This window comes from Marinococcus luteus (genome assembly GCF_034497705.1).
GTDB classification, from domain to species: Bacteria; Bacillota; Bacilli; order Bacillales; family Marinococcaceae; genus Marinococcus; species Marinococcus luteus_A.
Genome location: NZ_JAXRUV010000005.1, coordinates 58,985 through 82,203, shown reverse-complemented (window position 1 = coordinate 82,203; position 23,219 = coordinate 58,985). Strand labels below are relative to the sequence as shown.

General features: G+C 45.9%; 25 protein-coding genes. 17 read left to right on the top strand and 8 right to left on the bottom strand.

The window, feature by feature from the left end; translation table 11 throughout:
* Position 1: 1 nt before the first annotated feature.
* Positions 2-271, top strand: a complete 270-nt coding sequence (locus Q9M42_RS09575) for a zinc ribbon domain-containing protein (protein ID WP_322526264.1) — start codon at positions 2-4, stop codon at positions 269-271.
* Between the two features lie 52 nt (positions 272-323).
* Here the strand turns inward: Q9M42_RS09575 and Q9M42_RS09570 are convergent, their stop codons facing one another.
* On the bottom strand, positions 324-482 hold the full coding sequence (locus tag Q9M42_RS09570; protein ID WP_322526263.1) for a hypothetical protein: 159 nt from the start codon (positions 480-482) through the stop codon (positions 324-326).
* Between the two features lie 102 nt (positions 483-584).
* Positions 585-1,487: a sulfotransferase domain-containing protein gene (locus tag Q9M42_RS09565; protein WP_322526262.1), complete on the bottom strand. Its 903-nt coding sequence runs from the start codon at positions 1,485-1,487 to the stop codon at positions 585-587.
* A 299-nt stretch (positions 1,488-1,786) separates the two neighbouring features.
* Between Q9M42_RS09565 and Q9M42_RS09560 the strand changes: the two genes are divergently transcribed.
* The 11 genes from Q9M42_RS09560 (at position 1,787) to Q9M42_RS09510 (ending at position 11,821) form a co-directional block, all read left to right on the top strand.
* The gene (locus Q9M42_RS09560) at positions 1,787-3,886 is read left to right on the top strand and encodes a helix-turn-helix transcriptional regulator (protein WP_322526261.1); all 2,100 of its coding nucleotides are present in this window, start codon (positions 1,787-1,789) and stop codon (positions 3,884-3,886) included.
* 167 nt (positions 3,887-4,053) lie between these two features.
* Positions 4,054-4,419 carry a DUF192 domain-containing protein gene (locus tag Q9M42_RS09555; RefSeq protein ID WP_322526260.1) on the top strand — a complete coding sequence of 122 codons (366 nt, stop codon included), beginning with the start codon at positions 4,054-4,056 and terminating at the stop codon, positions 4,417-4,419.
* Positions 4,420-4,471: 52 nt separating this feature from the next.
* Positions 4,472-4,663: a Flp family type IVb pilin gene (locus tag Q9M42_RS09550; protein ID WP_322526259.1), complete on the top strand. Its 192-nt coding sequence runs from the start codon at positions 4,472-4,474 to the stop codon at positions 4,661-4,663.
* A gap of 83 nt (positions 4,664-4,746) precedes the next feature.
* Entirely contained in the window at positions 4,747-5,256 is a 510-nt protein-coding gene (locus Q9M42_RS09545; RefSeq protein ID WP_322526258.1) for an A24 family peptidase, read from the top strand.
* Entirely contained in the window at positions 5,257-5,628 is a 372-nt protein-coding gene (locus Q9M42_RS09540; RefSeq protein WP_322526257.1) for a TadE/TadG family type IV pilus assembly protein, read from the top strand.
* 5 nt (positions 5,629-5,633) lie between these two features.
* Positions 5,634-6,530 (top strand): pilus assembly protein TadG-related protein, encoded by an 897-nt coding sequence (locus Q9M42_RS09535; RefSeq protein ID WP_322526256.1) that lies wholly within the window; start codon positions 5,634-5,636, stop codon positions 6,528-6,530.
* A gap of 12 nt (positions 6,531-6,542) precedes the next feature.
* Entirely contained in the window at positions 6,543-7,721 is a 1,179-nt protein-coding gene (gene cpaB / locus Q9M42_RS09530) for a Flp pilus assembly protein CpaB (protein ID WP_322526255.1), read from the top strand.
* Positions 7,722-7,724: 3 nt separating this feature from the next.
* Positions 7,725-8,552, top strand: a complete 828-nt coding sequence (locus Q9M42_RS09525) for an AAA family ATPase (RefSeq protein ID WP_322526254.1) — start codon at positions 7,725-7,727, stop codon at positions 8,550-8,552.
* Positions 8,552-9,961 carry a CpaF family protein gene (locus tag Q9M42_RS09520; protein ID WP_322526253.1) on the top strand — a complete coding sequence of 470 codons (1,410 nt, stop codon included), beginning with the start codon at positions 8,552-8,554 and terminating at the stop codon, positions 9,959-9,961. Before Q9M42_RS09525 ends, Q9M42_RS09520 begins: the two co-directional genes overlap by 1 nt.
* Complete coding sequence (locus tag Q9M42_RS09515; RefSeq protein ID WP_322526252.1) at positions 9,909-10,913, top strand: type II secretion system F family protein; 1,005 nt, start codon at positions 9,909-9,911, stop codon at positions 10,911-10,913. The genes Q9M42_RS09520 and Q9M42_RS09515 overlap by 53 nt, the downstream gene beginning before the upstream one ends.
* A gap of 2 nt (positions 10,914-10,915) precedes the next feature.
* Positions 10,916-11,821, top strand: coding sequence for a type II secretion system F family protein (locus Q9M42_RS09510; RefSeq protein ID WP_322526251.1), 906 nt, complete (start codon positions 10,916-10,918; stop codon positions 11,819-11,821).
* A gap of 42 nt (positions 11,822-11,863) precedes the next feature.
* Here the strand turns inward: Q9M42_RS09510 and Q9M42_RS09505 are convergent, their stop codons facing one another.
* On the bottom strand, positions 11,864-12,682 hold the full coding sequence (locus tag Q9M42_RS09505) for an undecaprenyl-diphosphate phosphatase (RefSeq protein ID WP_322526250.1): 819 nt from the start codon (positions 12,680-12,682) through the stop codon (positions 11,864-11,866).
* Between the two features lie 190 nt (positions 12,683-12,872).
* Positions 12,873-14,114 (bottom strand): hemolysin family protein, encoded by a 1,242-nt coding sequence (locus Q9M42_RS09500; protein ID WP_322526249.1) that lies wholly within the window; start codon positions 14,112-14,114, stop codon positions 12,873-12,875.
* A gap of 283 nt (positions 14,115-14,397) precedes the next feature.
* On the opposite strand from Q9M42_RS09500, the gene rhaM reads away from it, so the two are divergent.
* Positions 14,398-14,712, top strand: coding sequence for an L-rhamnose mutarotase (gene rhaM, locus Q9M42_RS09495; protein ID WP_322526389.1), 315 nt, complete (start codon positions 14,398-14,400; stop codon positions 14,710-14,712).
* Positions 14,713-14,948: 236 nt separating this feature from the next.
* On the top strand, positions 14,949-15,131 hold the full coding sequence (locus Q9M42_RS09490) for a hypothetical protein (RefSeq protein WP_322526248.1): 183 nt from the start codon (positions 14,949-14,951) through the stop codon (positions 15,129-15,131).
* 598 nt (positions 15,132-15,729) lie between these two features.
* Here the strand turns inward: Q9M42_RS09490 and Q9M42_RS09485 are convergent.
* A complete protein-coding gene (locus tag Q9M42_RS09485; protein WP_322526247.1) occupies positions 15,730-16,620 on the bottom strand; it encodes a universal stress protein in 891 nt (296 codons plus the stop codon).
* 261 nt (positions 16,621-16,881) lie between these two features.
* Here Q9M42_RS09485 and Q9M42_RS09480 point away from each other — a divergent pair, with 261 nt between their 5' ends.
* Positions 16,882-17,769, top strand: coding sequence for a universal stress protein (locus tag Q9M42_RS09480; RefSeq protein WP_322526246.1), 888 nt, complete (start codon positions 16,882-16,884; stop codon positions 17,767-17,769).
* 111 nt (positions 17,770-17,880) lie between these two features.
* Here the strand turns inward: Q9M42_RS09480 and Q9M42_RS09475 are convergent, their stop codons facing one another.
* The 3 genes from Q9M42_RS09475 to Q9M42_RS09465 all read right to left on the bottom strand — a co-directional run bounded on the left by Q9M42_RS09475 (position 17,881) and on the right by Q9M42_RS09465 (position 21,361).
* Complete coding sequence (locus Q9M42_RS09475; RefSeq protein WP_322526245.1) at positions 17,881-19,173, bottom strand: acetamidase/formamidase family protein; 1,293 nt, start codon at positions 19,171-19,173, stop codon at positions 17,881-17,883.
* 120 nt (positions 19,174-19,293) lie between these two features.
* On the bottom strand, positions 19,294-20,853 hold the full coding sequence (locus Q9M42_RS09470) for a BCCT family transporter (protein WP_322526244.1): 1,560 nt from the start codon (positions 20,851-20,853) through the stop codon (positions 19,294-19,296).
* Positions 20,854-21,085: 232 nt separating this feature from the next.
* Positions 21,086-21,361, bottom strand: a complete 276-nt coding sequence (locus Q9M42_RS09465) for a hypothetical protein (protein ID WP_322526243.1) — start codon at positions 21,359-21,361, stop codon at positions 21,086-21,088.
* A 182-nt stretch (positions 21,362-21,543) separates the two neighbouring features.
* Between Q9M42_RS09465 and Q9M42_RS09460 the strand changes: the two genes are divergently transcribed.
* On the top strand, positions 21,544-21,942 hold the full coding sequence (locus tag Q9M42_RS09460) for a VOC family protein (RefSeq protein ID WP_322526242.1): 399 nt from the start codon (positions 21,544-21,546) through the stop codon (positions 21,940-21,942).
* A 197-nt stretch (positions 21,943-22,139) separates the two neighbouring features.
* Positions 22,140-23,081 carry an alpha/beta hydrolase gene (locus tag Q9M42_RS09455; RefSeq protein ID WP_322526241.1) on the top strand — a complete coding sequence of 314 codons (942 nt, stop codon included), beginning with the start codon at positions 22,140-22,142 and terminating at the stop codon, positions 23,079-23,081.
* Positions 23,082-23,219: the final 138 nt, after the last annotated feature.

The window sequence follows — 23,219 nt, the reverse complement described above, 5'->3', positions numbered from 1 at the left end:
CATGGCCCAGTTCACCTTTGAATGCCGGACGTGCGGTACGTTCGAAAGCTGGATTATGTCAAAAGGCGCCCGGGTTAATGAAGCCCCGTGTCCTTCATGCGCGGAAACGGCACGGAGAATATTTCGGCCGGTGCACGTGCCAAGAATGGATGCGAAAGTAAAGTCCCGGATTGAAAGCGGAATGCAGCCTAAAACAGTGCAGCGAAAAGATCTGCCCGCAAAACAAACGACCATGCAGCGGACGCCCCGCCCATGGCAGGCGGGACATTAAAGAAGGAGACCCGGCACAAACGGGTCTCCTTTAACTATTTTTGATTCTCTAATTAATTTGAATTTTTGTCTTTTCCAGCTATACCAATAATCGCTATGGCGGTCAGCATGACACTATAAACAATAGAAGAAGAAAGAAGAGGTTTTTTAGTGATTTTTAAAAACAAACGGTTTGGCTTATCAGCTGCGTCCCTTTGTTCCTGTTCATACATATCTCAGCCTCCTTCAAATGATTTGAATAACTTTACCCGGGGAAAGCAACGTTCAATCCTAACCTGAAGCAAGATGGGAACAGCTATTGAAAATTAGGTCCACTAAATTTCCTTCTTCGTGTAATCGATTCCGTAATGGTGAAAAAACAATTGATTGTCGCTTTCGTATTTTGCCTGAAGCACCTGCTGCAGAGATTCCGGCAGGGAATATCTTTTATAATGAAGCGTAAAGCTTGCTTTATTCTGCAGTATAACCCTGGAGACAGGCGTTCTTCTTTTCGTTGGCACAGGAGCGTTTGGGTTGAAGGGGGTTTTTAGGAAATAGTTCATCTTTCTTGCAGCTTTCACCTGCATTGTGCCATAGCTTCGATTAACCTTTGCAGGACTGTATTCGGGCACCTCTGTAATTCCCATATACTGAAGAAGTTTTGTGAGCTCCTTCATTTCATTTTCTCTGAACCGTTCGTACTGCATGAGATAGTAGTTGCTGCTGCCAAATAAATGCTTTACTTGTTCCAGGTAATTAAAGTAGTAGTAGCCGTCAAGGACACCGAGACGTTCCCATTCTTCAAACACGGTGTCAGCTTGCTTGTAGCCGCCCTGGTGAATGTACTGCACATAAAGCGAGGTAAGAAGATCAAGCTGATGGCGGACGCCGACAATAATATGCACATCGTAGGTTTCTTCTGGGAACACGCGGCGGAGGTCCTTTAAAATAGTGTGATTGTCTTTAATTTTTTCTCTCATGGACATTGGATTGCCGGAAAGCCCCTCGTAGGAAATGAGCAGCGGTTTTTCAGGTTCTGCCATTTCCTCTATCCCGCTGCGCAGTTCAAGAATCTGTGCTTCTGATAATTTTTTATGCCGTACCTGATAGAGATACTGCTGAATTCGCTTTCGGGAAAGATATGTAATTTGCTGTTTCAATTTAGGATAAATGCTTTTCTGCAGAAATGTAGTAGCTGTTTTGTGATAACCCACATGAATGTAAACAGTTTTTCGCATTGCCATGCCTCCTATGGAATGAATGCATCCATCATACCGAAATCAATAGGAGCAATCAAAGTAAAAGGACCAGTGAGTTTGGTCGCATATGCATTCACAGAGAAAGGTAAATTCTTCTTGAATTGCCCGGAGATCCTGAAAAAAGCTTTTAATTTCCCCTGATAAAGGTATAAAATGCGTATACATTGAAATTAGGACTACAGGACAAGGCAAAAGGTCCCTGTTTCCTATTGAAAGCTTATTTTTTAAAGCTAATATACAGCCACAGGGCCAAGAACGAAGCATAGGGGGCCGTATTTATGAGGGATCAGCGTACAGAGATAATGGAGGAAATACAGGCGATGTATACTTCCTTATATAATGTTACTTTGCTAGTCGTTGACAGCCTGGGGAACGAAGCTGCTTTTACCGACGGGGAAAATGAACTGTTCGCAGCGCTCGATACTGCCCCGGAGTCAGGGCTCAGAGATAAAATAAATCATATGTTTAAAGGAAAGTTAAACGCACGAGAGCCTTTTTTCTACGATCTTTTTCCTGGGATTCATATAGCAGTGGTTCCGCTGCAAAAAAATGAAAGCCCAAATTATTTTTTGCTGGCTGGACTGCTGGTTGAAGAAGGGGCACAAAAAACAGTGGAAGCAAGTCTTGAATCAACGTATGGAAAAACGGGCGGCTGGAAGGAAATCATTAAACAGACACCGTCGTTTTATATCGAGGAAAGAGAAAAATGGCTTGGCCGTTTCCAAAAGGCGGCAAATGTCCTGGCGCTTTGCTTTGACGGGCAGTCTTCATCCGAAAATCATACCATGTTAATGCACCGGGCCCTTCAGCGGCAATCTACGGAAGAATTACTGAAGCTGCTCATTGATGGTCTTGAAGAAGCAGAGGTACTAGGGATAGCGGAAGAGGGGGAGGAAGGTGTATACGAAACGACATGCGTGACCGGAAAGCATAGGGAGGCGTTAGAGGCTCTTTCATTCCACCCCGGGGAAGGGCCGCTCGGCAAAGTGCTGCTGTCAGAGGAGACTTTGTTTTTGGAAAATTTAAAGGAACGCCCCCAAAGTTATTTTTGGCAGCGTTACGGGCTTTCGCCTCTTCTGTTTTTTGCGCTGCCGATCCAGCAAACTAATGGAGCCTCCGCCGTCATCTTTGGAGGGAGCTTTTCTCGCAAGTTTTTATCCGCAAAAGGAAAAGAATTTTTACTCACCATGATTTCGGTAATAGAAGCTAAAGTGAAAACAGACTGGCTTGCAGAGGAAAATAATCGTCAAATTCAACAGCTGGGGTCTTTGGTCGAAATAGGCAGGCTGATGGCGGCTGGCCCGGATATAAAAAAAGTCAGCTATATACTTATAGACGCCAGTCTGAGCATGAGTCAGGGCACATTCGCCATGCTGCTGTTGAAAAAGAAAGAGCGCGGAAAATACCGGATGATTTCAAGAGGATATTCCAGGCAGGAGCTGGAGCTTTATGCAGAAAGCACAGCGGCAGAATATTTTTCTGGACTGGATACAGAGCGTGAAAAAGTGAAACAGGCGAAAACGCCGTGGAAGGAGCCGGTACTCGAGTGCCCTTTAATTTTTCAGGGGGAAATACTTGGAGTACTCTGCGTAGGTACGCAGGAAGTGAGAACCCGGCAGGTAGAGGAATTTCTGGAAGCTCTCTCTGTGATCGGCGGTGTGTCCATGAAGCTTTCCGGAGAGGAGTCGGGACTTAGCATGCATAAGCAGCTCGATGCCATGCATCTGGCGGTAAAACAATTTGATCCGGAAGCCTTTGCACTCTCAAGCCGGGCAGCGGAAATTGCTGAGCAATATACTGCTAATGGAAACTTTTCAACTTCCTTTGTATCATCCATCACAGGGGCATGCAGGCTGTCTGCTTATTCCCCGGCGATCATCCAGGAATTAATGCCGGACAGCCAGGTCGGAGAAGTGTTGGAAGAAGGCCGTTCCCTCAAGGGGGGTGTTAACAGATCACGTTTAAGCACAGGGGCGCAGGCTGAAGTATTTGCTATGACCATGGTGTATGCAGAAAGCGGAGGCCGGAGGGAAATACAAGCGATGACAAACATCTCGGAAGAATGGAAGGATAGCTTTCTGAATTTCCTGGAGCAAACGTTTATCAACGACCAGGAGCTGTTTTTTCAGGATTCGGCAGAGGTGAAAGAAGAATCGGTGGTTCCGGCAGTACCAAACAAACCACCTCTCTCCTCCCGGGAGCAGGAAGTGCTGGAGCTGATTATAAAAGGAGATAATAACCGCGAGATCGCTGAAAAACTGTTTATTAGCGACCATACGGTGAAAAATCACGTTACAAAAATTTTCAAAAAGCTGGATGTGCCGGATCGGGCACGGGCTATTTCGAAAGCGTATCAGGTAAAGTACGAAGGATTTTAAAATGAGTAAAAATAGGAGCATAAGTAGGAGTTATAACCTATTAAATATACCGTATAACAGGAACAGCAGGGGATATTTTACAATAAATTCACGGGGTATAATTAATACATAAGCCAAAAGGCTTGATTCTAAAGAAATGAGCATGTTTAACAGGAGGTGCCAGGCATTTGAAGTTGGTAGTTCTTCATTCCAGACAGGTGATAGCGGAAAATGTGGCAGGGGCATACAATTTTTATCAGCGATTCAGGGGATTAATGTTCAAAAAGCATTTCCCGGCTAATTCCGGCCTTCATATTTCCCCTTGTCCATCGATTCATACCTTTTGGATGAAGTTCCCTGTAGATGTGCTCTATCTCAGCCGGGAGATGGAAGTGCTTGAAGTGGACGAAGAACTGCACCCAGGGAAAATCGGAAAAAAGGTAAAAGGTACTGCGTCGGTCATCGAGCTTCCTGCGGGAAGCATTCAGGCAGCAGACCTTGCACCCGGCGACGTTCTTGCTCTTGAAGAAGCTTCCAGCCGGCGGATTAGTTGACTCGATTCTCTTAGACAAGCAATTATTTACAATTAGAAGGAGAGTGTTCAGAATGGTCGAAATTTTTAAAAATTTGGTAGTGGAAGAAGAAGGACAGGGCATGACAGAGTACGGTTTAATTCTAGGGTTGATTGCGGTTGCAGTTATTGCAGCCATAGTAACTCTCGGTGACGAAATAAATACCATACTTGGGGACGTCACAGATGGTCTGACAAATCCCGAAGATGCCGAAACCCCCGAATAATTAAGAATTTAATGGACCCTTCCATGCTTGGGAGGGTCCATTAAATACCTCACTAAGTCAAAACTGAAAGGAAGGGATGAAGCTTGGGACTTATCGATTGGATCCTAATCGCGGTTCTGCTTATCTGTGCGATTACAGATATAAAGGAACGAAAAATTTATAATAAAGTTCTGTTTCCGGCCATGCTGCTCGCGTTTATTTTCCACGGGGCAGTGTCAGGGTGGGAAGGGCTGTTTCATTCCTTCCTTGGATTTTTGATTGGCTTTGCCCTTTTGTTTATTCCATACGCCATGGGTGGCATGGGAGCAGGAGATGTAAAGCTGCTGGCATTAGTGGGGGCACTGAAAGGCGGCACATTCGTGCTGCAGTCCTTTATTTTCATCGCGCTTCTCGGCGCACTGATGGGACTTATTGTGCTGCTTCGCAACAAAAATATTCTGAAATCATTCTTTTACAAACTTACTCATATAAAAAGCGGAACGAGGGCGCCGGGAGGATTGTCCAGACAATCACTTTCGAAAACGTACCCGTACGGTGTGGCTATAGCTCTCGGTGCCGCTGTGAACTTATTTACGGAAGGGATGCTGTTTTAAATGTGGAGGCAGGAAGACGGACAGTCGCTGGTTGAATTTGCGCTCGTTCTTCCGCTCATTATTGCACTGCTTATTGGGATGGTGGATTTCGGGCGGGTGCTCTATACGCATCAGGAGCTCGAACTCATTACCCAAGAAGCAGTCCGGATCGGCAGCTTCGGAGAGGACGATGAAGCAATTAGCAGTTACGTCACAGAGAATTTTGACAGCGGGAACCCCGATGAGCTTTCTGTTACGATCACACCGGAAAACCGAAACTCCGGAGACTACATGACGGTGGAGACGGCTTATCCGTCGTCCATTTTTAATTTGCTGGGAGATTATTCTATTCCCTATACGATCGAAACGAATTCAACGATAAGGGTGGAGTGACCTTTATGAAGGCATGGATAAAAAATGAAAAGGGGAACGCTTTAATTCTTATGGCGCTAGGTCTCGGAATAGCAACAGCGATGTGCGGGGTGGTCATTGACGGCGGTCATTTATACAAAACGCAGAGCAGTCTGCAGAAAACGGTGAATGCGACTGCTTTATCCGGCGCTCAGGAATTAATGAATTCCGAGGAAGAGGTTTCAAACGTAGTAGATGAAGTGCTGGACGCGCACGGGGAATCGGAAAGCTTATTTGATATGGATGTTTCGGAGGAACAGTCGGTACGGGTGGAGCTGGAACGCCCCACCGACGTGTTTTTTTCTTCTTTATTCGGGATGGAAACGGTGGATATTAATGCGGAAGCCAAAGTGGAGGTGGGTGCTGTCGGGGAAGCGGCAGGAGCTGCTCCATTTGGCATCAATGAAGAAACGAATCTGGTTTTTGACGAAACGTATGATCTGAAGGTGGATTCCGGCGATTCTTCAGGTGGGAATTTCGGCATTCTGGCGTTGGAAGGGCCGGGCGCTAAAACGTACGAAGAAACATTAAAAGAAGGCTACGATGAGCCTCTGCGTGTCGGGGACGAAGTTAATACACAGACAGGTAACATTTCGGGTCCTACGGAGCGGGGAGTCAATCACCGCATCGACGACTGCCCGGATGGAAACGAATATGATCGTGACTGCGACAGAATCATGCTCATCCCGGTATATGCTCCCATTGGAAACAAGGACAATTACAGAGAAGTGGAAATACGAGGATTCGCCTATTTTTACCTGGAGGATCGCATGGGTAAGAATGATGATTCGGTCCGGGGAAGATTTATTAAGCGGGTGGACAGCGGTACTATAGTAGAAGGAAGTGCCAACCGGGGGGCATACACAACCAGAATGACTCAGTAGGGATGGGATAACATGAAGCCAAAAAAACTGTTGCTGTTCGCTTTAATAGCCGGCGTGATAACGACGTTTATTTTCTACATATTTGTTACAAGAGACGGACCGGAGGAAGCAGAAGAGACAGACACGCAAATTACAGAAGTGGTCGCGGCAACAGAAGCGATTGAAGAAGGAACGAGAATTACCGGAGACATGGTGGAAGTGGTCGAAATACCGGAAGAGCAGATGCACCCGAATGCCATCCGTGAGCCCGGGGATGTGACCGGTACTTATGCGGAATCGGATCTGGCGGATGAGGAAGTTATTTTGGACAATCACTTCCAAAGCGCTGACGACAGCGATGCCCCGCTGGCCCAGCAGGTGGAAGAGGGAAGACGGGGAGTATCGGTCAACGTGGATTATGAAGAATCCGTGTCGTACCTGCTGGAGCCGGACGACTATGTTGATGTTTTGTCCACTAGGGAAAATGAAGACGGCGAGATGCAAACAGAGGTGCTGGTCGAACAGGCAAAGGTGCTTGCGGTAGGTGAACGTTTTCAGGAAACTACCGGTGCTTCTTCTGAGGAGGAAGATGGAGAAAGTACGGAAGAGGAAACCACAGAGTACCAGGCAGTAACTCTCGAGCTGACGCAGGAAGGGGCGGCGCAGATAGCGAACGCCAACCAGGGTGACGGGGATCTGCACCTGTCCATATACAGCCAGGCCACCGAAGGGAGCGGGCCGGGGGAATCGTCTGATAATTCAGTGGAAGTTATTGCCCCTTCTGTAGAAGAAAACACTGAAGAGGATACAGAACCAAATGAAGATGATGCGGCCGACAGTAGTCAGGAAGCCGAAGAACAGCCCCTTCCTGAAGAAGATGAAACAGGGTCTTCCGAAGATGAAGGTAACGAAACGGATGAGGAAACGGTGCCGGGAGATGAGGCCCCTGCACAATCGGAAGAAGAATCTTCTGCTGGAGATATTCAGGAATCCTTACAGCTATCGCCATACACGTACCGCGCCAATATCCGGGAGTCGCCGAGCCTGGATGCCTCAGTAACGGAAGTGGTGAACAGCAGCACCCGGCTGGAGTACACGGACCAGTTTGAACAGGATGAAGAAAACAGGACTTGGGTATTTGTAGAATACGGAGAAGACAGCTCCGGGTGGATCAGCAACCGGATTACCCAGTTTGAAGAAAGCGGGGAGTAAAGCGTGGAACAATCAACTGACCGGAGAGCAGACCAGGGGAAGATGGCTGTGGTATGCAGTGCTTCCGGCGGCACGGGACGAACGATACTGACGGCGAACCTTGCTGTTTATCTTGCTTCCCAGAACCAGAAAGTGACTGTTGTGGATGGTGATCTGCAGTTTGGGGATCTTGCGCTTGCGCTGGATATAGAGCCGTATTCAACCATTCTGGATGCAGCAAAGCCTGTACAAAAAGACCGTCTGCAGAACTTTTGTATTAAGCATGAAAAGGGGTTCCATGTACTGGCAGCGCCGCCCCGGCCGGAGTTGGCAGATCTTATAGACGAAAGGCAGCTGTCCACTATAGGAGCTTCGTTAAAACAGGATAACGACCTGGTAGTCGTCGAAGCAGCTGCCGGACTGAATGACCGCAGTCTGGCCTTTATTGAACAGGCGGATGATATTTTCATCGTGACCACCAATGGAATGGCTCCATTAAAAAATACGAGCCTGATGGTTGAAGCCCTTCAGGCACTTGGACTAAAGGATAAATGTAGCGTGGTGGTCAACCGGGCGACCGTTAAAGGAAAATTGGCCGGGCAGGACTTTTCAGACCTTTTTGCAGTGAACGAACTGTTTTATATGCCGGATGACAGCAGCCGGGTCGTTACGGCCATGGACACCGGGAGGCCGTTTGTGATCGACCATCCAAAAGCAGAGATTTCCAAAAGGATAAAGCTTATAGGGAAAACACTTCTGCCTGCTGCGCAGGAACGGTCTTCTGCTTCTTCCCGAACCTTTCTTCATCGACTGCTGCGAAAAACAAAGGCGAAACCAGGGGACGATAAATAATGGGGCTACTGAATCGTTTAGAAGCAAAAAATAAACCGGAGCCCGAGGCTTCTCCTGCTCCGGAAGAAAAGCAAAAAGCTTCTCCGGAAAAGCCTGAAGTGAAACCTGCTCAAGAAGAAAAAGTTAAGGAAAAGCCAGCTAAGCCGGCATTTTCTCCAGGTCATGCAGAAGTGAAAAGCCTGGTATTTAAACACATTTTAAAGGAACGGAAAAATGATGATGTGGAGGAGGTCGTACCGGAGCTTGAAGACATTATCTCGGAAGTGATTGAAGAAAACGAGCAGCTGCCGCCTATCAGGGAACGGGCCGTGCTGATCGAAGATATTAAAAATGATTTAACAGGCTACGGACCGATTAATCCGCTGCTGCTAGATGAAGATGTTTCAGAGGTCATGGTGAATGGTCCGGACAAAGTATACGTGGAACGGAACGGAAAACTGACCCTGACAGACGTTGTATTTCGGGATAACGAGCACGTCATGCAGGTGCTTGAAAAGATTGTAGCCCCGCTCGGACGCCGGGTGGATGAAAGCAGCCCGATGGTGGATGCACGGCTGCAGGACGGGTCCCGGGTGAATGCTATTATCCCTCCTCTTGCACTGGGCGGCCCGACAATAACTATAAGGAAATTTGCCAAGGATCCTTTTACGATCCATGATCTTGTGAACTTTGGTACGCTGACCGAAGAAATGGCCGATTTTATTGATGCCTGTGTGCAGGCCAAGCTGAACATATTTGTCAGTGGAGGCACAGGATCCGGGAAAACTACTACGCTGAACGTCCTGTCCTCCTTTATCTCCAATGAAGATCGCATTGTAACGATTGAGGATGCCGCCGAGCTGCAGCTGGGGCAGGAGCACGTCGTTTCACTGGAAACACGGCCGCCGAACATTGAAGGCAAAGGTGCCATCTCCATCAGGGACCTGGTACGGAACTCATTAAGGATGCGTCCGGACCGCATTGTGATAGGCGAGGTCCGGAGCGGGGAGGCGCTTGATATGCTGCAGGCGATGAACACAGGGCACGACGGCTCTCTTGCCACAGGTCACGCGAACAGCCCGAGAGATATGCTCTCCCGGCTTGAAACAATGGTGCTGATGGCTGGGATGGATCTGCCGATACGGGCGATTCGTGAGCAGATCGCCGGGGCTCTCGATGTTATCATCCAGCAATCCCGCCTGCGGGACGGAACACGCCGGATTACGAGCATTACAGAAGTGCAGGCGATGGAAGGCGATATTATCGTACTGCAGGAAATCTTTACGTTTCAGCAGGAGAGTGTTGATGAAAATGGAAAAATCATCGGCAAACTCGTGCCTACCGGTGTCCGCCCGCAATTTTACGAGCAGATGGAGCATGATGGTATTTATCTTCCGCCTTCGCTTTTTTCAGAACGGATGGTGGATTAACGTGCTTTTAACTCTTTTATTCATTTGTATGTTTCTCACCTGCTTTCTTCTGGTCGCTGCAGGAAGTCTTGCCGTTTCCTCCAGTACTTCGGGAGAAGCGGAGGGAGAGGCTGAAGTTCCGAAAAAACCGTTTTCTTTAAAGGGTTACCTTCGTGAAGCAAATGAAAAGCTCAAGCTGCTTTTAATTCGTAAGAAAAAGCCAACACGGAAGAAGGAACTGCTGGAGCAACAGCTGAGCGCTGCAGGCGTACCGATGAGAGCAGAAGAATTCCGGGTGCTCCGGTGGTTTGCAGTAATTATCAGCGCAGGATTATTTTATCTGCTTACAAACCTTATTGGTACATTAGCTATCGGAGGGATCGTTGGCTATGTTATTCCCTCTGTCTGGCTGAAGAAAAAACAATCAAAGCGTCTGCAGCAATTTAATCAGATGCTTCCTGATATGCTGACGACCATCATTGGCTCACTTCGCGCAGGTCACAGCTTCCAGCAGTCCCTCAAGATGGTCTCTGAGGAATCGGACCCGCCGATTAAAGAGGAAGTTCATCTGGTGCTGAAGGAAATTCAATACGGAAGTACGATGGAAGAAGCATTGAATAATTGGAAGCGCCGTATGCCGAGCGGAGATCTCGAGCTTCTCGTCGAGGCCCTTTTGATTCAGCGTCAGGTCGGGGGGAACCTTGCTTACCTGCTGGATAAAATTGTAGAAACGACGAGAGAACGGGAAAAAATAGCCAATCAGGTAAAAACGCTCACGGCCCAGGGGCGGCTTTCCGGTATTATTATCAGTCTTCTCCCGGTAGGGCTAGGAGCGTTAATTTATGTAATAAACCCTGAGTATATAACCACGTTATTTATCGAACCCATTGGCAGAATGATGCTAGCTGCGGCGGCAATAGGCGGTATCATAGGCTTTCTTCTAGTCCGGAAAATTACGACGATTGAGGTGTAGAAATGGTCATCTTATATGCTGCTTTTTTTTCCTTTATAACCCTGTCTGTCTACACCCTGCTCAGCTACCGCTTTGACAAGGCAAACGTAATTGAGCGCCGGATCCAGACATACTTTTATCCTGATCAGGGAGAAGAGACAGAAGAAAATCCAACGTTTTTCGAGCGTGTCGTGCAGCCGGGGTGGAAAAAGATAAAAAAGCTTTATCAGCGAAGGATGAACCGCGGTAAAGTCACAGAGCTTGAACAACGGCTGCTGCAGGCAGGACGTCCCTTTGGATGTAATCCTGTAGATTTTAATATCTTCCGTGGAATTCTCATGGTCACTCTTCCTCTGGCTGCGGTTGTTTTATCATGGGCGGCATCGGCAGAGCTGCTTCCCGCTTTACTGATGGTGGTATTCGCACTTGGATTCGGCTGGTTGATGCCCAACTATTACTTAAAAATGAAAGCCTCAAAGCGAAACAAACAAGCTTTGAAAGAACTCCCCGATGTACTGGACCTCCTCACAATTTGTTTGGAATCAGGGCTCGGGTTTGACGCGGCCCTGAATAATGTAACCGCCAGGAAAAGCGGGGTCCTGATTGATGAATTTAAAGTCTGCCTGGAAGAGCTCCGGCTTGGCCGAACGAGAAAAGATGCCCTGAACGGGATGAAGGAAAGGCTCACAGTCGATGAACTGAACGCTTTTATATACAATATCATTCAGGCGGAAAAGCTTGGTATTGGAATGGTAAATGTATTAAAGGTTCAGGCGGAGGACGTTCGGGAAGGCCGGCGTCAGCGCGCAGAGGAAGCAGCGATGAAGGCCCCGATCAAAATGATGTTCCCTCTTGTCCTGTTTATTTTCCCCACGTTATTTATCGTACTTCTCGGACCGGCTATCCTGCAGTTTATGGACGCATTCTAAAAGGAGCCTCTTCCATTGCGGAAAAGAATCTTTTTTGTATGATTAAAAATAAACAACATAGACAACCCCGGCTAAGACAATACGATATAAAGCAAATGGAATCAGGCGAATCTTGTTGATAAGCTTTAAGAAAAAGGTGATCGATACAAGGGCGAACAAAAAGGCGCTTATAAAGCCAACAGCAAAAAAAGGAATCATGGCAACGGTGAAGTATTCCCATTTACTCGCAAGAGAAACGGCGCTTGCTCCGAGCATGATCGGTACAGCCATAATAAATGTGAAGTCGGCCGCTGCCCGGTGGCTGAGCCCGAGGAGAACGCCGCCGGAGATAGTGGAGCCGGAACGGGAGAACCCCGGCCATAACGACAGACATTGAATACAGCCTATCAGCAGAGCCTTTTTGTATGTAATCAAATCTACGCTTTGGATGGCTCGTTTTGGCTGAAACAGGTCAGCAGCAATCATCAGCAAAGCGCCAATAACCAGGCCTATCAGGACGGTTTTTGCAGAAAAAAGATGTTCATCAATAAAGTCTTCAAACAAAAGACCGAGAATGCCTGCAGGCAGCAGACCGACAATTATATGACTTAAACGGAGTTTTCTGTATGAGACATCTGTTTTTCTGGAAAACCCAAGCAGATCCCGGAAACGTTTACGGAATACAACAATAACTGCCAGAATCGACCCGAGCTGAATAACCACCTTAAATGTATTGGCTACCTCGGTGCCTAGGAATTCGTGAGAGCGGAGCCAAATGTCGTCGACAATAATCATATGACCAGTCGAAGACACAGGAGCAAACTCGGTAAGCCCCTCGACGATACCCAGCAGCAGCGCCACAAACAGTTCCCACATACTCATATTCTGATTTACCTTCCACTTTCTTTGCTTCTTTTTCTGTCCTTGCAGAAAAAGTTTTCGATTTTTACAGCTACCCTCAGATTATCACGTTTTCTGGAAAAAGCTACTAAAAGTTTACTGGCTTAAAGTACTGTTGCATTAGTAATATACAAACAAAAACCCGGAGAGTAATTCTCCGGGTTTAAGTGTATTAGTCCTCCTCTTCTTCCTCTTCCTTTACGACGCGTACGCGTTTAATCTGATTGTTATCCATTGTCAGTACTTCAAAATGAAGATTTTCATGCTGAAGGGTTTCTCCCTCTTCAGGAATATGATCAAATTCCCGGTACAGCAGCCCGGCAATAATATCCTCCTCTTCTTCCACTCTGGTATTAAAGATTTCGTTGAAGCGGCTGATGGATAGCTTTCCATCACAGATAATAACCTCGTCGGTCAACTCCTCAATAAGCTGCTCGGAACGGGTATCGTGCTCGTCTTCAATCTCCTGGCCGATCATCGCTTCGATAATATCCTCCTGGGTGACCATACCCATTGTACCGCCGTATTCATCGAGCACGACGGCGAGGTGCTTCTGTTCATTCAGCATTCGTTTAAACACGTTGTCAACAGAATTGGTCTCTACTACATACAAAGGATTGTTATCAATAAAATCATTAAGGGTTTTGTCGCTTTGTTCAGCCCAGATAAGGAGCAGCTTGGCATGAAATACACCGACAATATGATCCATATTGTCGTTATACACCGGGTACCGGGTATGATTGTGATTGATGGTGATGTCCCGTACTTCCTGAAAACTACTTTCTATCGGGATGCCGATAATCTCCATACGCGGAACCTTCAATACATCACGGATATCCTTGCGGTAAAAATCAATTACTCGCTTAATCCGGTCCTGCTCCTGTTTTTCAAAGGTTCCCTCCGAAGAGGCCACGTCGACCATTGTTTTGATTTCTTCACGCGAATACGTCTGCGACGGCCCTTCACCCCGGGTAATCAGTTTGATCACCCCGCGTGTGAAAGAGTTCAGTAAAAAGGTGAGCGGCTTAAAAATGAATACGAGTATCGCAATTACCGGTGCGACTATGTAAGCGACCTTGTCTGCAAAGGTAGCAGCAATAGATTTAGGCAGGACTTCCGCGAAAATAATAAGTACAAACGTTAAAATGGCAGTAGCAATGCCTACGTTGAAATTGTAATTCAGGGCGAGCACAGTAACGAGTGTAGGAAGCATAATATTGGAGATATTGTTTCCGATGAGGATGGCTGTAATTAACTCATCCGGTTTTCTTGTAAGCCTTAATAAATTTTTCGCCCGTTTATCGTTTTCTTCGGCACGGGATTGCATTCGTGCCCGGTTTGCTGCTGTTAAAGCTGTTTCGCTTCCGGATAAAAAGAAGGAAGCTAACAAAAATAAGATGATGACTGCTATCATAAGTACCCTCCACTGGCATTTTCTTCATAATTTATTTCCTGGCTGCTGTAAATTAAACGTTTCAAACAACTATCCAACATTAAAAATAACATAAAAGAGCCGGGGAAGATTTAAATATGCAAAAAGATTTTCTGTTCAATTTTTACTTTTAATAAAAATAAAAAAGATAGAAGGAGAATGACAATAGAAACCTGTTGACTTCCATTTGTGTAAGCCATCAAAATAATAAAAACAAAACAACATAAACAGACTGAAAACAACAATCGAAGAAAGGACCATGAGTATGAAGCGTCTGGCGTTCATTATGTATGTGTACCCGGAAAAAGTAGAGGAATATATTAAACAGCACGATCAGCTCTGGCCGGAAATGAAAGAGGCGTTAAAGCAGCACGGAGCATCTAACTATTCGATTTTTCTGGAAAAAGAAACAAGCAGGCTGTTTGCTTATCTTGAAATAGAAAATGAAGAACGATGGCAGCAGATGTCATGGACCCCCATCAATAAAAAGTGGTGGGAAGCAATGGCTCCGTTAATGGAAACAAACGAAGATAACAGCCCGGTTTCCACACCGCTTGAAGAAATATTTCATCTCGATTGAAAAATCACGGACTTCTCTCCGCTGAAAAAACCTATCAGCGGAGTTTTTTTGTTCAAAATGCCGAAAAACGGGAATAGGAAAGTATAAAGATGATAGCCTTCAAATCCACATAAAAAACATGAGGGGGAATGCGGATGAATAGCCGCTTATGTGAACGGAAGATCATAAAGTAAATGGTGCAGAAAACCCTGGTTCAGTCGTGTGATAAAACTCAGCTGTAAAAAGGGGGAGTACTAATGAACCGCCGATTGATTGATGAAGAGTATGAACGCGAAATAGACCGCATGGTGAACGAAGGCGGCTATATTCCTGTGGAAATGGATTTTATAAAAAAACGGGCTAAAGTTAACAAGGATAAAGAAGATATCTCCAGGGAGAAGCAAAAAAAAGAAACTGATGATTCTAAAGAAACAGCATGAATATAGTAGTGAGAAGAACAGCTGCCGATGGCGGCTGTTCTTTTTGTCGACAAAAATATACATTTATTGCTAAAAGAAGCATTAGAAGAGTGCCGAATTTATTAAGTCATTCATGTACATACATATACCATTAAGCCTAATGTATCAATGTACGAAGTTGGTTTGTGGATTGTAAATCACAATATTGTACAGCAAATGTTCAAAAGACTGCGATGAAAACGTATACATTTCAATTGCAGCGGCTGATAGAATAAAAATTAACCAAAGGGGGGAAGGAGATGCCGCTAAGTGAACGGGAGATGGGAGTATCACGTGCAACTATGTAAACAGTATGCTGTACTTTACCGAAGAAGATCCCTATCCAGATCGATGTAAAGCCGATGATCTCACATACACCAGGTCTTTCGGATGGACCGGAAACCTTTGACGATTTAATCAAAGGAAAAGGAAATTATGTAAAGGTCGTTTTTCATCCAAAAAAATAACAAATGGGCCCGGGCATAACTGCCGGCGGGCCCATGGTAAGGGTATAGAGAACAAATAACTAGCAGGCCGCTTCTAGAGGAAATTTTTCCGGAAAAGGCCTGCTGGTTATATTTTATTGTTCTTCTTCCGGGAGGCGGGCCAGTAAAACGTCACAATCGGCCCGGTGCACGATTCCTTCAGAGACGCTTCCAAGGAAAAATCGCTCTGTAGTATTTAAACCGGAAGCGCCGACGATGATTAAATCGGCTTTATACTTTTTAGCCAAATCTTCCGCAATAACGACCTTGGGAGCACCATGATGAAGCTCTGCTTCTACATGCTCGAGCCCTGCCTTCACAGCTTTTTCCCGGTATTCTTCAAGCATTTTTTCCGAATAGCTTTCCATTTCGATAAACAGCCCGGTGTCATGCTGCTCCATGGAGGTGAGTACAACTGAATCAATCACATGCGTAATCAGCACAGCTGCTTTTTCTTCCATCGCCAGGGCAATTCCTTTATTAAAGGCGTGCTCTGCTTCTTTAGAGCCGTCGATGGCAATGATAATTCTTTTGTAGTCGCTGCTTGAATCTTTTTTGCGGACGACGAGAACATCGCATTTGGCGTTACGTACAATACCTGTAGAAACACTTCCCATTATGAATCGGCCAACTGTCCCAGCCCCGGAGGCGCCGGTAATAATCAAGTCTGTGTCATATTCTGGTGCGAGATCTTTAGTGATGATGGTTTTTGGTACGCCGGTCTCCATGACTGTCTGAATATCAACACCAGCCCCTTCAGCCTCTGCTTTGTATAGGTTTAACAGTACTTTTCCCTGTTCTCCCGCAGTTTCCATAATGGTTGGTATATACTGAATCAGGCGGTTCAATGTTCTGTACTCCACGACATGGGCGACCGTCAGCCGGCTTTGATGTTTCCTGGCCAGTGAGAGACTGCGACGGAATGCCTGCATGGATTCATCCGAACTGTCTACAGCTGTGAGAATATTCTGGTAATGTTTGCTCATGATAACGCCCCGCTTTCTTTAAAGAAGTAGATTTGTCGAGCACGAAAGGACCTAAAACAAAAGCGTAATATCTCTCTATCTATGTCTATTATGAAACATATAGGCGAAGAACTCCACTGTATAATTTGGCAAAAAAAGTACAATAGAAAAACTGAAGATAGTGCTATAATGGAGAGAGAACGAAGATAGCGGGGCTTACGGAAGCAAAAATTATTTCTGGAAGTTCCCAGTTTTGACGATGATGGATAGGGGGCAGGCAAAATGGAAAAAAGGTATAATCGTATTCTAGTGGCAACAGATGGTTCTTTGGAAGCTGGTTTTGCATTGAAAAAAGGTATTGCGCTTGCCAAAGCGTATGATTGTTCATTGGGGATCTGCTACATTATCGACTACAACCATTACAGCCAGGCCCGGCTTCATACTACGGATTTATTACAGGCCTCAAAGGAAAAAGGGGAGGAAATTATTGCTTCCTGCAGAGAGGAAGCCGAAAAGTCAGGGCTTACGGATATAACCGTATTTTTGGAAAATGGCTCTCCTAAAACTACTATTCCCAAGGACATCGCGAAAAAATTTAAAGCGGACCTGATTCTTTGCGGTGCTTCAGGAATAGGCACATTTGAAAGATTTATTGTTGGAAGCGTTTCCGCAGGCATCGTACGGAATGCAGAATGTGACGCCTGGGTAGTTAGGAATAAACGAGATATTGAAAAATATAATAGCATTCTGATCGCAGTAGATGACTCAGAAATGTCAGCCAATGCCTTTCGCGCCGGCCTGGCGATGGCAGAAGAGGAAGAAGCAAAGGCCGTGGTTACCCACGTTATTCATACACCGCTTGTTTCGTCAGTAGAGAAGACCAGGGGCAACGTCATTGAAATATTCAAAAAAAATGGCAGGAATCTGCTTGAGATATACCGGGAGCTTGCGTTAAAAAGCAACGTTCCCAACGTTTCCTTTGCTTTGGAGTACGGTTCACCTAAAATGGTGATTCCAAAGGATGCTGCAGAAAAATATGAGGCAGACTTAATTGTCTCCGGCGCCTCCGGAGTCAGCAGTGCCGAGCGGCTTCTTCTCGGAAGCGTCGGGGAAAGCATCGTCCGCAGAGCGGAGTGCGACGTACTCGTTGTCAGAAATGAACACATCTAAATTTTGTTCGAATTTAATTTGCCAGTGGAGCTGGCTTAAAGCACAGGAAACCCGGCTGGACGGCAGCCGGGTTTTTTAATGATCGCTTTTGGTCAGCAGAAGAGTATGCTGTTACTGGTAGATGTGTTTTACCGTAGGAAGAAGCCCGGCCGTTTCAAGAAGAGACTCCGGTGCTAAAAAAGTAACAGTAACTACACCGGGATGTCTTCCAATCTCAATAGAGCCTGTAATGGTTGCTCTGTTCATAATCTCCGGCACGGTGACACTCAGCGCTTTGGCCGCCCGTGCCATTCCGTTTTCTGTCGCTGCATTCAGGCTCGCTCCACTGCCAATAAAAGAAACCGGGTAAGCTTCTTCGAGTTCAGTAACCCCCCATTGCTGAGCTAGTTCAAGGGCTTCTTTCTTTTCCTGGCTGCTAAAAGGCTTTGCCGTGTAGGGAAGGTCTTCAATAAGAGGGAGCAGTACCGGGCCGTCTAACTTTACTTCTTTTAAAACATCGGCCTGAAGGTGTACAATCCCCGAAACATCGGTAGTGTGGCCGGCAATTTCTCCATCGCCCTGCATAGCATGCATGTCACCAAGATAGACACCGCCTCCAGGGACTTTAACCGGGCAGACTAATACAGCACCGGCCCGGACACGGCTGATATCAAGGTGTCCGTCTGTTCGTTCTTCCAATTGTTTTTTAGTAATAGCGTACTCATGGGGAGCATCGATCAATGCCTGCCCGAAGTCTCCAGCGTTATGAGAATCAGGCAGAGCGCGTGACGGAGTAGTGCCAAGCTGGCCTAAAAAAGGTCTCGTTCTGGCTACTGCACCAATAATATCATGGGGAGCAAAGGTCACTACGGGATTTTGAATCGAATTTTCAGGAGTGTTCATGTAATTTTTCCCGTCTGTGGCAATTTTTTCAGCTGCTTCCCGGGAAAGGGTAAGTCCAATAGATTTATTATCGTTAAAAGCCATAGTATAGGCGTTTGTAAATACAAATGGGGTGACATCCTGGTCACAGTTAGCGCACCGGACCGCTTCCTGACCAATGCCTTTAATCACTGTTTTTGGATGCATCTGCCCGCAGCCCGGGCACTGGACGGCAACGAACGGATCGCCGACAAATCGGCCGTCTACTGCTTTGTCATTGCCGGAGGCTGTTGCCTGAGAAGTGATTTCAATAGACTTGATCCTGATTACAACAGCGTCGCCGACTTCTGCGCCTTCGACATACACCGGCTTTGTCACTTCATGTCCGCCCCGCAGGGCAGGGGTGATCATCGGCCCCCAGCATCCCGGGGTGGTATTGGCTACAATCCGGCCGCCGTCTTTAACTTTATATTCCATTTCAAGAGCCGGGTCAAGCATGCCATCTGTAAAGGTATTAACGTATACGGTTTGCTTTGCCTCCATATCTATCCACTCCCTTGTTAGAATATTCTAACTTTAACACGGAAGAGGGGGTTAGCCCAGTTGACGGTATTCTTCTTAATAAAAAACCGGGCTCCATAAGGAGGCCCGGCAAAAGCTTTCTTATTCTCTTACGTTGTGAATCCATGCTTTGTCCTGATCCATCATTTTCTTCGCTGCTGCAATCGTCAGGAACTGGATGACGATTATCGGCAGCCCCATCAGGCCAGAAAGAACTTCGAGCGGAGGAAGACCTCCAATTCTCATTAAGATCAAGGCCAGCGTAGTGATAATGACAGCCACAACAATACGAAGGAATCTAGAAGGCTCGTTTTTACTCATATCTTCGGTGCTTGCATAAGCTGAGATAGTATAAGTGGTAGAGTCAAGTGTCGTTGTTAAGAAGATCAATGCGACAACCATAAAGATGACTAATGCAAATCCAGCGAATGGCAGTGTAGTCAAAATTTGCGGTATTGCTGCCATACTACCCTGATTCTCCACAATGCTCAGCACGTCGAGATTTCCATTTAAAAATCTGTCTACACCAAGTCCACCGAGAACTCCTGTAGCCGCCCAGGAGATAATCGTTGGAGCCGCCAGATACGTCAAAATCATTTCTTTCACCGTGCGGCCCTGGGAGATTTTCGCGGCAAATACGCTGTGCAGCATAGCCCAAGTAGCGTTATAAGCGAACCAGAATACGGTGTTACCCTTTATATAACTGGCCTCTCCGGAAGAAAGGGCTTCAGTGTAAAAGGAAATGTTAATATAGTTGCTCATAAGAAAGCCGAGGCTGCCTGTGAAATAATTTAAGATAAATATTCCCGGCCCGGCTATCATAATAAATAGAGCGAATATCCCTGCTAAGTACATATTAAACGTACTCAGGCGTTTGATTCCCTTTTCGATGCCGAGATAGGCGCTTACGGAAAACATGAACACCCAAACAAGTGTAACAATCAGCGTAAGGCCAAAGCTTATTTCGATTCCAAGCAGCTCTGCAAGGTTGTTGGTAATGATTGGAGATCCGAGTCCAAGCGTTACTGCAGCACCTGCCAGAATACTGATCAGAAAAATAACATCCAAAAATTTACCGCCAAGGCCGTCAGTGAACCGATCACCAAAAAGCACGCGGCAAGCTTCAGAAATCCGCATCAAAGGACGTTTGCGCACATGAAGAATGTACGCCATTGCTGGCGCCGCCATAACGAAAATAGCGAATGTCTGAAAGCTCCAAAGGAACATGCTGTAGGAGTTCCCCCACATGAGGGCCTCGGTGGAACCAACTTCCACACCGTTTGGAGGGTCGCTTGCTACGGAGGTCCACTGCACCATACCGGTACGCATAATAGTGGAGCCGAGCCCCATAGCAATTAGAATCGAGGCGTATTCAAACAGGGAAAAACGGGGTTTTGATAATGGGTCTCCGAGCACCACTTTTCCATATTTGGAAAAAGAAAAATAAAGTCCGGCAGCAAGAAGAATTATACCGTACCAGAGATACCCCCAAGTAAATACTTCTACAATGGAATCAAAAATTCCATTTAAAACTTCCATGCTGCGTGTTTCGTATAACGCAAGCGGTATACAGATGGCAATGATGATTAAAAGAGCCGGTACAAAAATACTGTAATCAATCAGCTTTAATTTTGACTGCTGATTGTCCTTCTGTTCACTCATTGATATCCCCCTTTTTATTTTGTCTTTTCATAATGGCTGTGAAAATTAAGAAACGCAGGAAACTACAAGCAATAAATCACAATATATCCATATGAAAAATATCAATAATCCTCTCCTTCCTCAAAAAACAGCTGAATAAACTAAAACATGAATATTATTTACCCATTTACATTTGAAAATAAGGTCTAAGAAAAAAGCAGCGCCGGCATGAGCACTGCTTAAAAAATTATTATTAAATTGATCCGAGGAAAAAAAGAAGTACAGTAATACCACTGGTGTTTACGACGACGAACAGTGCCTGCCGCCATTTTTTATAGAATATTTTTTCGTAGTAAAAGTAATGAATCACAAAAACACTGATTAAGGAAATATATGCTGGAATATGCAGAACTCCCGCAAGAGCAAAGAAGCAGCCGGCAGACAGAAGAAGCGCCGGAAACTCCACTGCTGCTGTCATTATAATCCATGGCATCGTCATCTTCGTATTCACCGCCACCATCCATTCCACTGAATTTTCTTTTATTGTAAGGCAGCATGCACTAAAGGAGGATAGGACCATATATATAATTTTTTACAAAGATAACAACACCTGTTGGTTAATAAAGAAAAACTAAGTCTGGAGTCCTGCTTCAAAAATTCTTATCAAGGGAACACAAATAGAAAGAATTAAAATAAAAGGAGCGAGTACCGATGGCAGCAATTAAACCTTTCCTTATGTTTCAGGGGAACGCAGAAGAAGCACTCAATTATTATGCTAGCCTGCTTGATGAAGCGAAAATTGTGAGCTTGAGCCGTTATGGCCCGCACGAATCCGGGGAAGAAGGAAACGTTATGCAGGCCATACTTTCTCTTCAGGGGCAGGAATTCATATGCATGGACAGTAACGTGAAGCACGATTTTACATTCACGCCCTCTTTTTCGCTTTTTGTTAACTGCGAATCCGACCAGGAGATTGAGTACTTGTACAATCATCTTTCTGAGGGTGGTAAAAAGCTGATGGCTTTAAAGGATTACGGTTTTAGTAAACGCTTCGCCTGGATCCAGGATAAATTCAATGTCTCCTGGCAACTGAATCTCCCTTCTGATTAACAATGACATGACCTGAGCGAAAAGCATGCTTTGAAAGATCTTTTCTGTTTTTCATTTATTGATTGTAGATGAATACAGCAGCCATTATAATTAGAATATCAGCACAGCCAGTACCTTTGGCAATTTTTGAAAGCGTATACAATTAATGTTTATTATAATACAGATTATGTCACCAACAGAAAGCAGGAGAGCCGGAAATGAAAGAAAAAATTCAGAATGAATTGCACACAGTACTGGATGGGCTGCCGGAAATGAAGTTTTCAACGCGTGAAGAAATTAGAAACAGCCGTGTATTGACAAAACAGGCGTTTGAAGGGGAAGCTCCCATCAGCCGCAGTAAAGTAAGAGTTACAGACAAACACATCCCTGGCCATGAGGAAGGTCAGAACATACGGGTTCGTATATATGAGCCGGTCATGCCGGTGAAAACAATTTCTCCAGGCTTATATTGGATTCACGGAGGTGGGTATTTGAGCGGCACTCCGGAGATGAATGATGAGTTGTGCGAAAGGTTTGTGCTCGAAGCAGGATGTGTAGTCATCTCTGTCGCCTACCGGCTTGCCCCGGAGCACCCTTTTCCGGCCGGTGTGGAGGACTGCTATACAGGGCTTAAGTGGGTTGCAGAGCACGCCGGTGAGCTCGGCATAGACGCAGAGCGCATCGGAGTGGCGGGGCACAGCGCCGGCGGGGGGCTGACAGCAGCTGTGTCCTTAATGGCAAGAGACAGGGGCGGCCCGGAGATAGCTTTTCAGATGCCGCTTTGTCCGATGCTGGATTATAGAAATATTACTGTTTCCAGCCAGGAAATCACGGATACGAGAGTATGGAATTATTACTCCAACCAGGCAGCTTGGCAAGCCTATCTCGGCGATCTTAAAGAAGATGTGCCTGCATACGCTTCTCCAGCCCAGGCAGAGGATTTTTCCGGCCTTCCACCTACGTATACTATGGTGGGAAGTGCGGATCCGTTTCGGGATGAAACAATAGAATATATTTCACGATTAAGCCAGTCCGGCGTACAGGCAGAATTTCACCTGTATCCAGGATGCTTCCATGGCTTTGAAGGCATTGCGCCGCAGGCAGAAGTCAGCCAGCGGGCCGTCAGAGAGTATGTAGATGCTTTAAAAAGAAACTTGTAAAACAGTCATGAAGTAACAGACCGCAGGAATTTTTATAAACGCTCCGGCTTCTTTGAAATAAAGAAACACGGGCGTTTTTATTATATAAGTTTTGAATATTAAATACATTTATTTCTAATATTGTTAATGATAAGGTTT

What these genes read in the sequence shown, in the direction of transcription:
- Q9M42_RS09490 (WP_322526248.1), top strand. Translation starts at nt 14,949, where the DNA reads ATGAACCGCCGATTGATTGATGAAGAGTATGAACGCGAAATAGACCGC.
- Q9M42_RS09485 (WP_322526247.1), bottom strand. Translation starts at nt 16,620, where the DNA reads ATGAGCAAACATTACCAGAATATTCTCACAGCTGTAGACAGTTCGGAT.
- Q9M42_RS09480 (WP_322526246.1), top strand. Translation starts at nt 16,882, where the DNA reads ATGGAAAAAAGGTATAATCGTATTCTAGTGGCAACAGATGGTTCTTTG.
- Q9M42_RS09475 (WP_322526245.1), bottom strand. Translation starts at nt 19,173, where the DNA reads ATGGAGGCAAAGCAAACCGTATACGTTAATACCTTTACAGATGGCATG.
- Q9M42_RS09510 (WP_322526251.1), top strand. Translation starts at nt 10,916, where the DNA reads ATGGTCATCTTATATGCTGCTTTTTTTTCCTTTATAACCCTGTCTGTC.
- Q9M42_RS09505 (WP_322526250.1), bottom strand. Translation starts at nt 12,682, where the DNA reads ATGAGTATGTGGGAACTGTTTGTGGCGCTGCTGCTGGGTATCGTCGAG.
- Q9M42_RS09520 (WP_322526253.1), top strand. Translation starts at nt 8,552, where the DNA reads ATGGGGCTACTGAATCGTTTAGAAGCAAAAAATAAACCGGAGCCCGAG.
- Q9M42_RS09575 (WP_322526264.1), top strand. Translation starts at nt 2, where the DNA reads ATGGCCCAGTTCACCTTTGAATGCCGGACGTGCGGTACGTTCGAAAGC.
- Q9M42_RS09540 (WP_322526257.1), top strand. Translation starts at nt 5,257, where the DNA reads ATGTGGAGGCAGGAAGACGGACAGTCGCTGGTTGAATTTGCGCTCGTT.
- Q9M42_RS09565 (WP_322526262.1), bottom strand. Translation starts at nt 1,487, where the DNA reads ATGCGAAAAACTGTTTACATTCATGTGGGTTATCACAAAACAGCTACT.
- Q9M42_RS09570 (WP_322526263.1), bottom strand. Translation starts at nt 482, where the DNA reads ATGTATGAACAGGAACAAAGGGACGCAGCTGATAAGCCAAACCGTTTG.
- rhaM (WP_322526389.1), top strand. Translation starts at nt 14,398, where the DNA reads ATGAAGCGTCTGGCGTTCATTATGTATGTGTACCCGGAAAAAGTAGAG.
- Q9M42_RS09470 (WP_322526244.1), bottom strand. Translation starts at nt 20,853, where the DNA reads ATGAGTGAACAGAAGGACAATCAGCAGTCAAAATTAAAGCTGATTGAT.
- Q9M42_RS09550 (WP_322526259.1), top strand. Translation starts at nt 4,472, where the DNA reads ATGGTCGAAATTTTTAAAAATTTGGTAGTGGAAGAAGAAGGACAGGGC.
- Q9M42_RS09535 (WP_322526256.1), top strand. Translation starts at nt 5,634, where the DNA reads ATGAAGGCATGGATAAAAAATGAAAAGGGGAACGCTTTAATTCTTATG.
- cpaB (WP_322526255.1), top strand. Translation starts at nt 6,543, where the DNA reads ATGAAGCCAAAAAAACTGTTGCTGTTCGCTTTAATAGCCGGCGTGATA.
- Q9M42_RS09460 (WP_322526242.1), top strand. Translation starts at nt 21,544, where the DNA reads ATGGCAGCAATTAAACCTTTCCTTATGTTTCAGGGGAACGCAGAAGAA.
- Q9M42_RS09515 (WP_322526252.1), top strand. Translation starts at nt 9,909, where the DNA reads ATGATGGTATTTATCTTCCGCCTTCGCTTTTTTCAGAACGGATGGTGG.
- Q9M42_RS09500 (WP_322526249.1), bottom strand. Translation starts at nt 14,114, where the DNA reads ATGATAGCAGTCATCATCTTATTTTTGTTAGCTTCCTTCTTTTTATCC.
- Q9M42_RS09455 (WP_322526241.1), top strand. Translation starts at nt 22,140, where the DNA reads ATGAAAGAAAAAATTCAGAATGAATTGCACACAGTACTGGATGGGCTG.
- Q9M42_RS09560 (WP_322526261.1), top strand. Translation starts at nt 1,787, where the DNA reads ATGAGGGATCAGCGTACAGAGATAATGGAGGAAATACAGGCGATGTAT.